The sequence below is a fragment of the Curtobacterium sp. Curtsp57 genome (assembly GCF_047324335.1).
Taxonomy (GTDB): domain Bacteria; phylum Actinomycetota; class Actinomycetes; order Actinomycetales; family Microbacteriaceae; genus Curtobacterium.
The window spans coordinates 1,492,147-1,505,719 of the sequence record NZ_CP168511.1 but is presented as its reverse complement, the minus strand read 5'-3'; the positions used below and the strand labels follow the sequence as shown (position 1 = coordinate 1,505,719).

16 protein-coding genes are annotated in these 13,573 nt (G+C 71.4%); 7 read left to right on the top strand and 9 right to left on the bottom strand.

Annotated elements, in window-relative coordinates:
• The first annotated feature begins 19 nt into the window (after positions 1 to 19).
• Positions 20 to 1,045 (top strand): carbohydrate ABC transporter permease, encoded by a 1,026-nt coding sequence (locus ACEN9V_RS07045; protein WP_281267018.1) that lies wholly within the window; start codon positions 20 to 22, stop codon positions 1,043 to 1,045.
• On the top strand, positions 1,042 to 1,956 hold the full coding sequence (locus tag ACEN9V_RS07040) for a carbohydrate ABC transporter permease (RefSeq protein WP_413602696.1): 915 nt from the start codon (positions 1,042 to 1,044) through the stop codon (positions 1,954 to 1,956). Before ACEN9V_RS07045 ends, ACEN9V_RS07040 begins: the two co-directional genes overlap by 4 nt.
• A gap of 24 nt (positions 1,957 to 1,980) precedes the next feature.
• Here ACEN9V_RS07040 and ACEN9V_RS07035 read toward each other — a convergent pair whose 3' ends face one another.
• On the bottom strand, positions 1,981 to 2,949 hold the full coding sequence (locus ACEN9V_RS07035; protein ID WP_413602695.1) for a zinc-dependent alcohol dehydrogenase family protein: 969 nt from the start codon (positions 2,947 to 2,949) through the stop codon (positions 1,981 to 1,983).
• Positions 2,950 to 3,049: 100 nt separating this feature from the next.
• Here ACEN9V_RS07035 and ACEN9V_RS07030 point away from each other — a divergent pair, with 100 nt between their 5' ends.
• Entirely contained in the window at positions 3,050 to 3,661 is a 612-nt protein-coding gene (locus tag ACEN9V_RS07030; protein WP_413602694.1) for a TetR/AcrR family transcriptional regulator, read from the top strand.
• Positions 3,662 to 3,705: 44 nt separating this feature from the next.
• Here the strand turns inward: ACEN9V_RS07030 and ACEN9V_RS07025 are convergent, their stop codons facing one another.
• Positions 3,706 to 4,593, bottom strand: a complete 888-nt coding sequence (locus ACEN9V_RS07025; RefSeq protein WP_413602693.1) for a DUF808 domain-containing protein — start codon at positions 4,591 to 4,593, stop codon at positions 3,706 to 3,708.
• A 188-nt stretch (positions 4,594 to 4,781) separates the two neighbouring features.
• Between ACEN9V_RS07025 and ACEN9V_RS07020 the strand changes: the two genes are divergently transcribed.
• On the top strand, positions 4,782 to 5,807 hold the full coding sequence (locus ACEN9V_RS07020; RefSeq protein ID WP_413602692.1) for an SDR family NAD(P)-dependent oxidoreductase: 1,026 nt from the start codon (positions 4,782 to 4,784) through the stop codon (positions 5,805 to 5,807).
• Between the two features lie 40 nt (positions 5,808 to 5,847).
• On the opposite strand, the gene ACEN9V_RS07015 is transcribed toward ACEN9V_RS07020, so the two are convergent.
• Complete coding sequence (locus ACEN9V_RS07015; RefSeq protein ID WP_413602691.1) at positions 5,848 to 6,393, bottom strand: TetR family transcriptional regulator; 546 nt, start codon at positions 6,391 to 6,393, stop codon at positions 5,848 to 5,850.
• 77 nt (positions 6,394 to 6,470) lie between these two features.
• Positions 6,471 to 7,058, bottom strand: coding sequence for a DUF3592 domain-containing protein (locus ACEN9V_RS07010; RefSeq protein WP_413602690.1), 588 nt, complete (start codon positions 7,056 to 7,058; stop codon positions 6,471 to 6,473).
• Between the two features lie 123 nt (positions 7,059 to 7,181).
• Between ACEN9V_RS07010 and ACEN9V_RS07005 the strand changes: the two genes are divergently transcribed.
• Positions 7,182 to 7,634, top strand: a complete 453-nt coding sequence (locus ACEN9V_RS07005) for a hypothetical protein (RefSeq protein WP_413602689.1) — start codon at positions 7,182 to 7,184, stop codon at positions 7,632 to 7,634.
• A gap of 13 nt (positions 7,635 to 7,647) precedes the next feature.
• On the opposite strand, the gene ACEN9V_RS07000 is transcribed toward ACEN9V_RS07005, so the two are convergent.
• Positions 7,648 to 8,598, bottom strand: coding sequence for an NADP-dependent oxidoreductase (locus ACEN9V_RS07000; RefSeq protein WP_413602688.1), 951 nt, complete (start codon positions 8,596 to 8,598; stop codon positions 7,648 to 7,650).
• Positions 8,599 to 8,678: 80 nt separating this feature from the next.
• Between ACEN9V_RS07000 and ACEN9V_RS06995 the strand changes: the two genes are divergently transcribed.
• Positions 8,679 to 9,239, top strand: a complete 561-nt coding sequence (locus tag ACEN9V_RS06995; protein ID WP_413602687.1) for a TetR/AcrR family transcriptional regulator — start codon at positions 8,679 to 8,681, stop codon at positions 9,237 to 9,239.
• Between the two features lie 3 nt (positions 9,240 to 9,242).
• Here ACEN9V_RS06995 and ACEN9V_RS06990 read toward each other — a convergent pair whose 3' ends face one another.
• The gene (locus tag ACEN9V_RS06990; protein WP_413602686.1) at positions 9,243 to 9,818 is read right to left on the bottom strand and encodes a TetR family transcriptional regulator; all 576 of its coding nucleotides are present in this window, start codon (positions 9,816 to 9,818) and stop codon (positions 9,243 to 9,245) included.
• Between the two features lie 86 nt (positions 9,819 to 9,904).
• Here ACEN9V_RS06990 and ACEN9V_RS06985 point away from each other — a divergent pair, with 86 nt between their 5' ends.
• Positions 9,905 to 10,756 (top strand): SDR family NAD(P)-dependent oxidoreductase, encoded by an 852-nt coding sequence (locus ACEN9V_RS06985; RefSeq protein ID WP_413602685.1) that lies wholly within the window; start codon positions 9,905 to 9,907, stop codon positions 10,754 to 10,756.
• A gap of 18 nt (positions 10,757 to 10,774) precedes the next feature.
• Here the strand turns inward: ACEN9V_RS06985 and ACEN9V_RS06980 are convergent, their stop codons facing one another.
• Genes ACEN9V_RS06980 through ACEN9V_RS06970 form a run of 3 tightly spaced genes read right to left on the bottom strand, consistent with a single transcriptional unit; the run spans position 10,775 to position 13,557 of the window.
• The gene (locus tag ACEN9V_RS06980) at positions 10,775 to 11,272 is read right to left on the bottom strand and encodes a DUF427 domain-containing protein (protein ID WP_413602684.1); all 498 of its coding nucleotides are present in this window, start codon (positions 11,270 to 11,272) and stop codon (positions 10,775 to 10,777) included.
• A 9-nt stretch (positions 11,273 to 11,281) separates the two neighbouring features.
• Positions 11,282 to 12,172 (bottom strand): alpha/beta fold hydrolase, encoded by an 891-nt coding sequence (locus ACEN9V_RS06975; RefSeq protein ID WP_413602683.1) that lies wholly within the window; start codon positions 12,170 to 12,172, stop codon positions 11,282 to 11,284.
• Positions 12,172 to 13,557, bottom strand: coding sequence for an FAD-binding oxidoreductase (locus ACEN9V_RS06970; protein ID WP_413602682.1), 1,386 nt, complete (start codon positions 13,555 to 13,557; stop codon positions 12,172 to 12,174). The genes ACEN9V_RS06975 and ACEN9V_RS06970 overlap by 1 nt, the downstream gene beginning before the upstream one ends.
• Positions 13,558 to 13,573 lie beyond the last annotated feature (16 nt).

The following is a 13,573-nucleotide window of genomic DNA, read 5'->3' as shown; positions in this document are numbered from 1 at the left end:
CGAAGGAGTCCAGAACATCGTGGCATCAGCAACCGCAGGTCCGACACCGCACGCAGTCAGTGCCGGGGAGCGCGACGCGTCCCGCGCCAGGGGCCGGACCGTCAAGCGCAGGCGCGACAACCGCGCGGGGTGGGCGTTCGTCGCCCCCTTCGTCGTGTTCTTCGTCGCGTTCCTCGTCGTCCCCATCGTCTGGGGCCTCTACCTCAGCTTCACCGCGACCAGCCTCACCGGGGCTGGCAACCACCTCGTCGGGTTCGCGAACTACTTCGAGGCCTTCGGCGACGCCGACATGTGGCGCTCGATGGGCAACACCGTCTGGTTCACCGTCCTGTCGACGATCCCGCTCGTGGTCGTCGCCCTCGCGATGGCGCTCCTGGTGAACACCGGCCTGCCGGGACAGTGGCTCTGGCGACTGTCCTTCTTCATGCCCTACCTGCTCGCGTCGACCGTCGTCTCGCAGATCTTCCTGTGGCTGTTCAACCCGCAGCTCGGGCTGTTCAACCACCTGTTGACCTCGATCGGACTCCCGCCGAGCAACTGGCTCAACGACCAGGACATCGCGATGTACGCCGTCGTCGGCACCACGGTCTGGTGGACCGTCGGGTTCAACTTCCTGCTGTACCTGGCCGCCCTGCAGAACATCCCGGAGTCGCAGTACGAAGCGGCGTCCCTCGACGGAGCCGGCACCTGGCGGAAGCTCTGGTCGATCACGCTCCCGCAGCTCCGCGGCACGACCGGACTCATCGTCGTCCTGCAGATCCTGGCGTCCCTGAAGGTGTTCGACCAGATCTACCAGATGACGACCGGCGGACCGAACGGCTCCACCCGGCCGATCGTCGAGTACATCTTCGAGTCGGGGTTCACCGGGTACCGCTTCGGCTACTCGTCCGCGATCTCGTACATCTTCTTCGCGATGATCGTCATCATCTCGATCGCACAGTTCACCGCCGGGCGTCGTGGTGACGCCATCGCCCGTGCCGATCGGGCCGACGCGCGTCGCAGGCGCGCCGCCGTCCGTGCCGCCACGAAGGGACAGGCAGCATGAGCACCGCCACCATCGACCCGCAGTCGCTGCAGACGAGCACGCCCACCACGACCGTCCGGGTCCGGACCACGAAGCGCCACGGGCCGAAGTGGGGCCCCGCGCGCATCGGGGCGCTCGTCGTCCTGATCGTGCTGGCGGTCAGCTGGCTGCTGCCGATCCTCTGGGCGATCGACACCTCGCTGAAGTCCGAGACCGACGCCGCGGCCGCGCAGCAGTCCTGGATCCCTGCCGGCGGCTTCACGATCGATGCCTACGTCAAGGTGCTGACCCAGGGGCAGATCCCGGTCTGGATCTGGAACTCGCTGTTCACGTCCGTCGTCGTCACCCTGGTCACCGTGATCCTGTCGACGCTGGCGGCGTACGCGTTCAGCCGCCTCGACTTCTCCGGTCGGAAGTGGCTCTACGCCGCGATCATCGGCTCGATCATGGTGCCGCCGCAGGTGCTGATCATCCCGCTGTTCTACGAGATGCTGGCGATGAACCTCGTCGACACGTACCTCGGCATCATCCTGCCGCAGGTGATCGCGCCGGCCATGGTGTTCATCCTCAAGCAGTTCTTCGACCAGATCCCGGTCGAGCTCGAGGAAGCGGCGCGTGTCGACGGAGCCGGGCGCCTCCGGGTGTTCTTCACGATCGTGCTGCCCCTGTCGCGACCGATCCTGGCCGCCGTGGCGATCTTCGTGTTCATCGGGGCGTGGAACAACTTCCTCTGGCCGTTCCTCGTGACGAACCAGGCGAACCTGATGACGCTCCCAGTGGGGCTGCAGACCGTGAAGAGCGCCTTCGGCATCCAGTACGCACAGAACATGGCGACGGCGATGCTCGCGGCTGCGCCGCTCATCATCGTGTTCCTGTTCTTCCAGCGACAGATCATCAAGGGCATCGCGACCACCGGGTTCGGTGGGCAGTGACGTTCTGAACCGGGTCCGTCGCGCTCAGCGCGCCGTCAGCACGATCCGACCGAAGACGCTCCCGGCGTCCATCCGTCGATGTGCCTCGACGGCGTCGTCGAGCGGCAGGACCGCCTCGACGACCGGGGTCAGACCGCCGGCAGCGGCCGCGGCGAGGAGTGCGGCGCGGGCGTCGTTGCGCTCGGCGCGAGGGACGGTGTCGAGACTGAACGTCGCGAACGAGAGCGACCGCTGGAACAGCCGCATGAGCGTCATGCCGAAGTCGGCCGGCGGGTAGCCGCCCACCACCCCGATCGAGACCGCGCGCCCGTTCGGGGCGAGCATCTCGAGGAACGACGGCAGCTCGGGGCCGCCGGCGACGTCGACCAGGACGTCGAAGTCCGACCGAGCCGGGCCGTCGTCGAGGGGGTGACCGGAGCGATCGAGGACGTGGGTGGCACCGAGGTCCAGCAGTCGTCGGCCCCGTTCGGACGACGACGTCGTGACCGCGATGGTCGTGGCGCCGGCCTGCGCTGCGAGCTGGACGGCTGCGATCCCGAGACTGCCGGCCGCGCCACGCACGAGGACCGATCCGCCTGCCGTCAAGTGTGCGTGCCGGAGCGCGAAGTGCGCGACCGTGGCGGCGCTGCCGACCGCGACCGCGTCGACGGCGGACAGGTCGTCCGGGAGCACCGTGACGTCCTCGAGCCGGGCCACGGCCAGCTCGGCGTACGCCCCGCTGGTGCCCGTGAAGCCCCACACCCGCCGGCCGACCCATGCGCCGTCGACGCCGTCGCCGACCGCGGTGACGGTTCCCGCGACCTCGCTCCCCGGGACCATCCCGACGGGGAACGAACTCCCGAGGGTCCCGCGGCGGATCACCGCGTCGACCCCGCCGACCCCGATCGCGTCGACCTCGATCAGCACCGAGTCGGGGCCGGCGACGGGGTCAGGGCGCTCCGAGACGACGAGCCCCTCCGCTGGGCCGTACTCCTCGATCGACACTGCGCGCACGACGTCCTCCTCTGGTCCTGCCGGCACCGATCGGCCGGCGCGATCGACGGTAGTGGACGCGGGCGTCCACTTCCGTAGAGTGAGAGACGTGCCTGCCCCGATGCCTCACTTGCGCTCCGACGCGCTCGACAACCGTGACCGCCTGCTCGACGCGGCTAGGACGCTGTTCGACGAGGTCGGCCTCGGGGTGACGATGCGCGAGGTCGCACGGCGCGCCGGTGTGGGACCGGCGACGCTCTACCGGCGGTTCCCGACGAAGCAGGACCTGGTCGGCGCGGCGTTCGCGGAGGAGCTCCGGGAGTGCCGTGCGATCGTCGAACGCGGGGCGGTCGATCCGGATCCGTGGCGTGGGCTCCGGAGGGTGGTCATCGACTCGAGCGAGCTGAACGCCAGGAACCACGCGCTCGTCGAGGCCTTCACGAACGACTTCCCCGATGCCGTCGACTTCGCGCGCCACCGCGCCGAGCTGCTGCGGATCCTCGCCGGCCTCGCGCGACGGGCACAGGCAGCTGGTGCACTCCGCGCGGACTTCGTCCTCGACGATCTCGTGCTGGTGCTGCTCGCCGGACGGGGCGTCTCCCGCGCGCCCGCCGCGCAGCGGCTCGCGGCCGCGCGGCGCTTCGCGGTCATCGCCGTCGACGGCCTCCGCGCGGACCGGCGGACGGACGACCGCGCGGGCCGGCTGGCAGCGCGTCGCGCGGTGACCAGCTGACGGACGGGAGGCTCGTGACCAGCCCGCCACGAGCCTCCCGTCCGTCAGTGCGCGGTCTGGTGCCGCGGACCGCGCAGCCGGCCGATGCCGGTCACGACCGCGACCACGACCAGACCGAGCGCCAGGCCGGCCACGGCCGACAGCGCGGTGTCGACGATCCAGGTGACGACGGGGCCGGCGGTCTCGATCGCGTGCTCGACGACGTGCAGCAGGTCCAGTGGGCCGTGCCAGAACGTCTCGGCGAGGTTCGCGATCACCAGGTGACCGCCCACCCACAGCATCGCGACGGTGCCGACGATGCTGATCACGCGGAAGACGGCCGGCATCGCGGCGACGATCCTGGCGCCGAGTCGCCGGGTGCGGCGGACGGGGTTCTTCATCATCTGGAGGCCGACGTCGTCGACCTTCACGAGCAGTGCGACGGCACCGTAGACGACCCCCGTCATCGCGAGGGCGATCACCGCGAGTGCGCCGAGCGTCGCCCAGAACCCGAGGCCGGTGTCGAGGCTCGCCAGCGCGATGAGCATGATCTCGGTGCTCAGGATGAGGTCGGTCCGGATCGCGCCGAACACCAGCTTCGGTTCGGTCGTCGTCTCCGCGGCACCGCTCTCGTGGTGGAAGCCGAACCACTCCATGACCTTCTCGGCGCCCTCGAAGCACAGGTACGTGCCGCCGAGGACGAGCAGCCACGGCAGCACCCACGGGGCGAACGCCGTGAGCAGGAGTGCCAGGGGGATGATGATGACGAACTTGTTGAAGAGGCTGCCGAGGGCGATGCGCCCGACGACCGGCAGTTCGCGCGCTGGTTCGAGGCCCTGCACGTACTGCGGGGTCACCGCGGCGTCGTCGATCACGACGCCTGCGGTCTTCGCGCTGGCCTTGAGGGCGGCCGACAGGATGTCGTCGACGACGGCGAGCAGGCCGACTGACATGTGTGGTCCTCCTGGGGATCGTGGCTGTCGGGACGCTCAGACTACTGGCGTTCGTGTACTCCCAGCGACCGCACGGGATCAGCACTGTCGGAGTCCCGGTTCAACAGTGTTGAACGCGAGTGCCACCCAGCAACGACGCTCGTCGACCGGCACGGCCGGACCCGCGGTGGTGACGAAGGGAAACGCACATGTCCGCACCGCTCACCGGCTCCTCCACCGTCGGCACGTGGCTCGACGACCCCACCGGGGGAGCCCTGCTCCGCGACCTGCTCGCGCCGGCGGGCCTCGACCCGGAGGTCCTTGCGCCCGCCCGTGGCATGGCGTTGCACCAGCTCGTCGTGATGTCCGGCGGGCAGCTGCCCCAGTCGGCCGTCGATGACCTCGTCCGGGCTGCCAACGGCGGCGAGATCCCCGAATCCACCGAGGACACGGGCTGGACCGAGCAGGTCACGGCAGGCCGGTTCGCGGGCAAGACCGTCGTCGTCACCGGCGCCGCGTCCGGGATCGGGCGGGCGACCGCGTCGCGGATCGTCCGCGAAGGGGGCCGGGTCGTCGCCGTCGACGTCTCCGCCGACCGGCTCGCCGACTTCGCAGCCGGCTTCGGCGGCGGTGCGTCGGCCGCCGGCGGCGAGGTCGTCACCGTCACCGGGGACATCACGAAGCAGGAGGACATCGATGCGATCGTCGCCGCCGCCGGTGACCGCATCGACGCCCTCGCCAACGTCGCCGGCATCAACGACGACTTCTCCCCGCTCCACGAGACCTCCGACGCCACGTGGGACCGGGTCATCGGCATCAACCTCACCGGCGGGTTCAAGCTCTCGCGGGCGGTCCTGCCCGTGATGCTCGACGCCGGCAAGGGTGCGATCGTGAACGTCGCCTCCGAGGCCGGCCTCCGCGGGAACGCGTCCGGCAACGCCTACACGGTGTCGAAGCACGGCGTGATCGGGCTGACCAGGAGTGCCGCGTTCATGTACGCGCAGCAGGGCGTCCGGGTGAACGCGGTCGCCCCCGGTGGTGTCGCCACCGGCATCCCGATGCCCGCGCACGTCTCCGAGGTCGGCGCAGCCCGCCTCGGCCCGTTCCAGGCGGCGATCCCGTCCCTCGCCACCGCGGAGCAGCTGGCCGCGTCGATCACGTTCCTGCTCAGCGACGACGCCGTGAACATCAACGGCGCGGTCCTGGCCTCCGATGGCGGCTGGTCCGTGCAGTAGCCCCGTCGGAAGGCACGCGGGGTCGATCAGCTGTGGTCGATCAGCTGGGGTCGATCAGTTCCTGCAGGAGCCGGCCGTACTTGGCGACGACCTGGTCGTGGTCGGCGGCGAGCAGCGTCTCGTCGCCGACCACCCAGAGCGCGTAGAGCAGCCCGCCGACCAGACCGGCGGCGAGCGACGCGCGCAGGTCGGCGTCGGCGCCGGTCAGCCGCGCACGGAGCGGGTGGACGAAGGCGAGCTCGTGCTGTCGTCGGAGTTCCTCGTTGATGCTGTCCGAGTCCGCCGCGCGCAACATCGCGAGGAAGGTCGAGCGCACTTGCGGCTCAGCGTCGAGCACGAACCGGATGAAGCGTTCGCCGAGCGAGTCGAGTGGACCCTCCGAGATCGGGTGTTGCGGCCCGACGGACTCCAGGACGGCCAGGAACAAGCCGTCCTTCGAGCCGAAGTGGTGGATCACGAGTGCCGCGTCCGCGTCGGCCGCGCGGCCGATGTCGCGGAGCGATGTCCCCGCGTAGCCCCGGTCGACGAACAGCGTCGAGGCCGCGGCCAGGATGGCCGCCCGCTTGGTGGTCCGCGCATCCGTCACGTCGCGAGCATAGCCAGCCACGTCGCGGACGGGAGGTTCGGTGCGGGCCGGCACCGTGCCCCCCGTCCGGAGCGTGCTCACGTTCCCCGCTGCTGGTCGCGTTCCTGCTCGCGCTCCGCGATGCGTTCGGCCGCGCGCTCGAGGCGACGGGCCTCGGTCCGGCGGTCCTCGCGACGGACCCAGCGGATCGCCGCCGTCAGGAGCGGGACGAACACGGCCGCCCCGACGACGAGGACGATCGTCCACGTCCGCGCGTCGTCGACGAGCGCGTCGCGGATCCGGTCGCTGCGGACGCGGGGCTCGTCGGGGTGCGCCGGGTCGATCATCAACTGGACGCGCTGCCCGACCCGGTAGACGCCGGCCTGGTCCGCGGAGTCGTCGTCCAGCCGCGTCGACATGGTCGCGCCGCCGATGCGGGTGCGGACGGTCGGCGTGTACTCGGTCCAGTCCGGGTCGCCGACGTGCCGCGTCTCGCGGATGTCGGTGACCAGACCGGAGACGGTGCGGCCCTCGTTGCGCAGCTGCGTGTCGTGGTGCAGCGCGACGTACTTCCCGGGGGTCGCGAACAGTCCGCAGAGGACCATCAGTCCGCTCCCCATGATGAGCAGCCCGGCCAGCAGGAACCAGGCGACGAGCGCGAGGCCCCTGCGGTCGTCCCGAGGCATCGTCCTGAGCCACGTCCAGGCGTGGCGGGTGCGGTCGAAGGGGCGTCGCTTGGCGCGCGGCCCCACATGCGTCATCGGTGTTCCCCCACTCTGCGAGGATATCGGTGACCACGAGGGGGGACGGTGGCCGGACGACACGGGTACTCGAAGACGGGCCTGGAGAACCGCCGACGGGAGTGGGCGCGTCAGCACCCGCGTCGTGCGTGGGTGCGGTGGTGGCTCACGCTCCTGCTGGTCTTCGTGCCGCTGCTGTCCGTGCCGGTCTTCGTCTTCGGTCTGCCGGTCTACGACCGCACCCACCCGGTCACGCTCGACTGCGCGGTCGACGGGGTGGCCGTCGGCATCACGACCGGCCGGTACTCGCACTCGCCGTTCGTGCGGTTCTCCTCGCCGGACTGCGGTGAGCTCACCCTGTTCCGCGGGGTCACACGGGAGAACCAGGACGACATCGCGGCCGAGGTCGAGCGGGGGGACCGCTACCGGGTCACGGTGGGTGGCGGGTCGTACCAGCTGCGCTCGTTCATCCGCGTGCTGAAGCTCCGGCCGGAGATCGTGCGGTACGAGCGGATCGGCTGAGCGTCCAGCGCGCTCACGGCAGCAGCACGACCTTGCCGTGCGGGGTGCCGGACAGGCTGCGCTCGGCGGCGTCGCGCCAGTCCTCGAGCGGGAAGGTCGCCGCGACCGGCAGCCGGAACGCACCGGATGCGGTGCGGGCGGCCTCTTCGGCGAGGAAGTCCGACGACGGCAGGACCCCGGCGGCAATCAGCTCGTCGACGTTCACGCGGGCACCCTGCGCTCGGGCCTCGTCGTGGTTGCTGATGGTGACGACGCGCTCGGGGGCGCCCGCGATCTCCACGAGTGCTGCGATCGCTCCCGCGTTCGGGCGGGACGCGTCGAACACGTGGTGGACGGGTCCGGCGGCGATCGTCCTGACCCGCTCGACCATGCCGTCGCCGTACGGGGTCACCGATGCGCCGAAGGACTCGAGGTCGGCGGCGAAGGTCGGACCGGCCGTGGCGATCACCCGCGCGCCCCGCCGGCGCGCGACCTGCACCGCGGCGTACCCGACCATGCCGCCGGCGCCGTGGACGAGCAGTGTCTCGCCCGGCTGCACGTCCAGCAGGTCGAGCGTCCAGGTCGCGGTCTGCAGCACCATCGGCAGCGTGGCGGCCTGCACGGCGTCGAGCCCGGCTGGGACTGCGAACCACCGGTCCATGATCGCGACGTCGGCGGCCCCGGCGCTCGGCTGCGACGCGAAGTCCGACGTCCCGAAGACCAGGTCGCCGATCCGGACGTCGGTGACGCCCGGACCGACCGCATCGACCGTCCCGGCGACGTCGCAGCCGATGCCGCGGGGGAGGGTGCCGGGCATGAAGCCGCGGCAGAGCTCCCAGTCGGCGGGGTTGAGGCCGCTCGCCACGACGCGGACGCGGATCCTGCCTGCGTCCGGGTCGGCGACGAGGGCCTCCTCGAGCCGGAGGACGTCGAGGGGCTCGCCCACCTCGTGGAAACGGAGGACTCGGGACTGGACTGCGCTCATGGCGTGCTCCTTCGTAGTGACAGTCACTGACGCTAGCACGTTTCGACAGTGACTGTCGCTACCTGCGCTACGATGGGTGCATGCCGAGGAGTGGGAAGGAATCGCGCGAGCGCCTGGAGACCGCGGCGCTCGGGCTGTTCCTCGCGCGCGGGTTCGACGAGGTCACCACCGCGGAGATCGCCGCTGCGGCCGGGGTCACCGAGCGCACGTACTTCCGGCACTTCCCCGACAAGCGGGAGGTGCTCTTCGACGGCGAGCGTCGGCTCGCGGAGTGGGTGACCGATGCTCTCGCGGCCGTGCCGTTCGACGTGCCGGCCTGGGGCGCGATGCGGCGGGTGGCGGACGCCATCGTGCCGCCGATCGAGGCGAACCGGGCCGCTGCCGATCAGCTCGCGTCGATCGTCGCCGTCACGCCGGCGCTGCAGGAACGGGCTGCTGCGAAGGAGGTGCACCTCGTCGCGCTGATCACGCGGCAGCTGATCGATCGGGGTGCGACCGCGGAGCAGGCGTCGCTCGTCGCGCGCACCACGTGGGGCGTCCTGGCGCACGCGATCGGCGCGTGGCGTGACGAGCCCGGCTCGGCCCTGCAGGCGCACGTCGATCGGGCGTTCGCCGTGTTCGGGGACCTCGTCCGCGCCTGAGGGTCAGTCGCGGACGAGTGCCGCGACCGCCTCGACGACGACCGTGCGGCGCCGTTCAACGTCGACGTCCCGCATCAGGGCGCCGTACTCGGGGGTGCTGCCGCTCCAGAACGCGGCGGTGTGGATCACGAGGCCGAGCAGCTCCGTGGCGGTGAAGCGGGTCGGGAGCCTGCCGTCCCGCTGTGCTCCTTCGATCGCCGCGACCTTCCCGGCGTTGCTCCTGGCGACCGCCTCGATGACGCTGTCCTCGCCCCGCTCGAGCCGGTACCACGTCGCGAGACGCTGCACCCACGGGCGTCGGAGGTAGGAGTCGTGCAGCCGTCCCGCGTACTCGGGGAGGTCGTCCGCGTCGATCTGCACCTCGTCGAGCGTCGCGGCGACCATGTCGTCGAACACCGCGTCGAACAGCAGTTCCTTGCTGCCGAAGTAGTGGTAGATCTGCGCCTTGTTGCTCGATGCGACCGCGGCGATGCGGTCGACGCGGGCGCCGGCGATGCCGACCGCGGCGAACTCGTCCCGAGCGGCGAGCAGCAGCCGGGAGCGGGTCGCCTCGGCGTCGCGGGGCATGGGCGGTGTCATGTGCGCAGCGTATCAACCAGGTGGTTGACAACGCGGTGCTCACCGTGTTCGATATTGCTAACCAAACAGTTAGTCAGGAGAACATCATGTCCGTCTTCCTCATCACGGGAGCATCTCGAGGGCTCGGCCGCGCCGTCGTCATCGCCGCGCTCGCCGCAGGGCACCAGGTCGTGGCTGGCGTCCGGGACGCGGCCGCACTCGACGACCTCGCCGACCCGCGGCTCGTCCCCGTCGCACTGGACGTCACCGACCCGGCGGCAGCGGATCGTGCCGTCGCGGTCGCCGCCGAGCGGTTCGGGCGACTCGACGTCGTCGTGAACAACGCCGGGTACGCCAACATGGGCAGCATCGAGGACGTCGCCCTCGACGACTTCCGTGCCCAGGTCGAGACGAACCTGTTCGGTGTGGTGAACGTGACCCGCGCGGCCCTGCCGGTGATGCGCGAGCAGGGGAGCGGACACGTCGTCCAGGTGTCCTCGGTCGGCGGTCGACTCGCGACGCCGGGGCTCGCCGCCTACCAGTCGGCGAAGTGGGCGGTCGGCGGGTTCTCGTCGGTCCTCGCGGCCGAAGTGGCAACCCTCGGCATCCACGTCACGGTGCTGGAACCGGGTGGCATGCGCACCGACTGGGCCGGGTCGTCGATGCGGGTCGACCCCGTGCGACCGGCGTACGAACCCACCGTCGGAGCCGTCATCCGCGCGCACGGGTCCGGGCTGATCGGCGCGAGCGACCCGGCGAAGGTGGCCGACCTGGTGCTGCGCGTGGCAGCGATGGACGAGCCGCCGCTCCGGTTGCTCGTCGGGCCGGACGCCTGGCCCCTCGCGACCGCGGCCGGCAGAGCGCTGCTCGCCGAGGACGAGCGGTGGCGCGACCTCAGCCTGTCGACGGCAGCCGACGACGTGCACGAGGGCCAGCTCGACCCGCTCGCGAACGCCTGACGGTGCGGCCGCCGAGTGTCACCAGCCGAGGGTGCCCGGTTCGCCCTTGAACGGCCCGACGACCCTGGACGTGATCCAGCCGCCGTAGAAGTCGCCGGCCTGCGCCTGCACCCGCTCGCCGGCGACCTCGCAGGAGTCCATCTCGGCCGGGTAGATCGCGACGCGGTCGAGGAGCTCGCCGAAGCCCGGCTCGGGGGTCGGGTAGGTCCAGCCGGCGCGGGGCACGGTCGTGTCCCCGCCGTGTACGTCGAAGTAGGCCGCCCGGCCCTTGTACTCGCACATGCTCGAGCCGGTCGTCCGGGTCAGTGCACCGGGGGCGAAGTCCGACGCGGGCAGGTAGTAGACCGGCGGGTGGCTCGTCTCGAGCACCCGCACGGCGGACGTCGTGTCGGCGATGACCTCGCCGCCGAGTCGGACGACGACCCGGTCGGAGGTGGGCTCGACGCGGGGTGGTCGGGGGTAGTCCCAGACGGACTCCTGGCCGGGACCCGGGGTGATCGGCGCGGGGTGTCTCATGCGGCCGGTCTACTCGCCGTCCGCTGTGTTCCCGGTCCCGGCCGCGGGCCCGGCCCCGGTCCCGCTCCCGGTCGCGGTCGTGGGCCCGTCCGCCAGGAACGCGAGCAGCACCTCGTTGAAGGCGTCCGGCTGGTCGAGGTTCGTGGCGTGGCCGGCGTCCTCGATGACGACGACGTGGCCGTTCGGGTTCGTCCCGACGGCTGCCTCGGCGTGGGAGCACGGCCAGAGCTGGCTGTCCCGCCCGGCGACCATCGTGAACGGCACGTCGAGCCGCTCGATCACGTCCCGCCAGTCCTGCTGCCCGTGGTCACGGAGCAGCCGGGTGGTCTCGGGCGCGTTCGGCACCCGGAAGTCGGGCATCCCGCCGATCCGCTCGACGAGCCGCATCATGCCGGCCCTGCCCGCGTCGACCCGGGCGCCGCGGCCGGTGTCCGGGATGCCGTCGTCGAAGAAGGTCCCGCTGTTCTCCGGGGTCATCCCGTAGAACCCGTGCGGCCAGTCGTCGGTGTTGACGAGCTTCGGCGTCTGGTCGATCGTCAGGACGCCGGCGATCCGGTCCGTGCCGAACAGGTCGACCGTCGCCCAGATCGTCGACGCGCCCATCGATTGGCCGACGAGCACCGCGTCGTGCAGGTCGAGTGCGACGAGGAGTTCGTGCAGGTCGGCACCGTGCCGGGCGACCCGCTGCCCCCAGAGCGTGTCCTCGCTGGCACCGTGCGACCTGCGGTCGAACGCGATCACCCGGTGACCGGCCGCGACGAGGGCGTCCGCTTGCAACGCCCACCCGGTCGCGGGCATGGCGTACCCGGCGACGAGGACGACCGTCCGGCCGTCCGCACCGGCGCCGGAGTCCGTGTACGCCAGGGTCGCGCCGTCGGTCGTGGTGAACGTCTCGGGCATCAGAACGCCTTCCCGGGGTTGAGCGTGCCCGCAGGGTCGAGGGCGTCCTTGACCGAGCGGTGCATCGCGATGACGCGTTCGCCGAGCTCCTCGCGGAGTCCGGGGAGCTTCAGGAGTCCCACGCCGTGCTCGCCGGTGACGGTGCCGCCGAGCGCCAGGCAGTCCGCGACGATCGCGTCGAACGCGGCCTTCGCGCGGTCCTTCGCGGCGGCGTCGCCCTCGGGAGCGATGATGAGCGGGTGCAGGTTGCCATCGCCGGCGTGTGCGATGTTCGCGATGGTGACGTCGTTCGCCGCCGCGGTCGCCTGGATCCGACGGAGCATCTCGGGGACCGCGCCCCGCGGGACGCAGATGTCCTCGGTCAGCACCGGTCCGAGCCGCTCGAGTGCCGGGTACGCGAGACGTCGCGCCTGGAAGAGCCGGTCGATGTCCTCGGGGTCGGTCGCACGTTCGACGTCGGTGCCACCCGCGTCCGCGAAGACGGCGGCGACCTGGTCCGCGAGTTCGTCGCCGGCGGCACCCCGTTCGTCGACACGGGCGAGCAGCAGCGTGTCGACGTCGGACGGCAGGCCGAGCTGCATCCACTCGTCCACGGCGCGCAGGCACGTCCGGTCGACGATCTCGAGCGCCGCGGGGATGATCCCCGCTCGCGAGATCGCGGCGACGGCGTCCCCGGCTGCGGTCAGCGACGGGAAGTACCCGATGACCGCCCGTTCGTCGCGTCCGGCGAGGGGGAGGAGCTTCACGGTGACCGACGTGACGATGCCGAGCGTGCCCTCCGACCCCACCACCAGCCCCGCGAGGTCGTAGCCGGCGACGCCCTTCGCGGTCTTGCGGCCGAGCTCCACGACGGACCCGTCGGCGAGCACGACGGTGAGGCCGAGGACGTAGTCCCGCGTCACGCCGTACTTCACGCAGCAGATGCCGCCCGCGTTCGTCGCGACGTTGCCACCGATCGTCGAGATCGCGGAGCTGGCGGGGTCCGGCGGGTACCAGAGGCCGTGTGTCGCCACCGTGGCACGGAGTGCGTCGTTGATCACCCCCGGCTGGACGACGGCGTACCGCTCGTCGACGTTCACCTCGACGACGGCGTCCATCAGCTCGAGCGACAGGACGATGCAGTTCGCCACCGCGTTCGCCCCACCGGACAACCCGGTCCCGGCACCGCGCGGGACGACCCGCACGCCGGCGGAGGCCGCCCAGCGGACGGCCGCCACGACGTCGTCGGTGCTCCGGGCGAGGACGACGGCCAGCGGCGGCACGAAGTCGGCCCACTCGGCATCGTCGTGGCTGTAGCGCGCGAGCGCGGCGTCGTCCCGGAGCACCTGGTCGGCACCCAGCAGGTCGTCGAGCGCGGCGGTGTCGACTACGGAGCTGACGGTCATGGAGCAGGGTCCTTCC

Bases quoted from the DNA above. Each gene is read 5' to 3' on its own strand.
- ACEN9V_RS06995 (WP_413602687.1), top strand. From the start codon at position 8,679: ATGCCGAGGAGTGGGAAGGAATCGCGCGAGCGCCTGGAGACCGCGGCG.
- ACEN9V_RS06990 (WP_413602686.1), bottom strand. From the start codon at position 9,818: ATGACACCGCCCATGCCCCGCGACGCCGAGGCGACCCGCTCCCGGCTG.
- ACEN9V_RS07010 (WP_413602690.1), bottom strand. From the start codon at position 7,058: ATGCCTCGGGACGACCGCAGGGGCCTCGCGCTCGTCGCCTGGTTCCTG.
- ACEN9V_RS07025 (WP_413602693.1), bottom strand. From the start codon at position 4,593: ATGTCAGTCGGCCTGCTCGCCGTCGTCGACGACATCCTGTCGGCCGCC.
- ACEN9V_RS07000 (WP_413602688.1), bottom strand. From the start codon at position 8,598: ATGAGCGCAGTCCAGTCCCGAGTCCTCCGTTTCCACGAGGTGGGCGAG.
- ACEN9V_RS06975 (WP_413602683.1), bottom strand. From the start codon at position 12,172: ATGCCCGAGACGTTCACCACGACCGACGGCGCGACCCTGGCGTACACG.
- ACEN9V_RS06985 (WP_413602685.1), top strand. From the start codon at position 9,905: ATGTCCGTCTTCCTCATCACGGGAGCATCTCGAGGGCTCGGCCGCGCC.
- ACEN9V_RS06970 (WP_413602682.1), bottom strand. From the start codon at position 13,557: ATGACCGTCAGCTCCGTAGTCGACACCGCCGCGCTCGACGACCTGCTG.
- ACEN9V_RS07020 (WP_413602692.1), top strand. From the start codon at position 4,782: ATGTCCGCACCGCTCACCGGCTCCTCCACCGTCGGCACGTGGCTCGAC.
- ACEN9V_RS06980 (WP_413602684.1), bottom strand. From the start codon at position 11,272: ATGAGACACCCCGCGCCGATCACCCCGGGTCCCGGCCAGGAGTCCGTC.
- ACEN9V_RS07030 (WP_413602694.1), top strand. From the start codon at position 3,050: ATGCCTCACTTGCGCTCCGACGCGCTCGACAACCGTGACCGCCTGCTC.
- ACEN9V_RS07040 (WP_413602696.1), top strand. From the start codon at position 1,042: ATGAGCACCGCCACCATCGACCCGCAGTCGCTGCAGACGAGCACGCCC.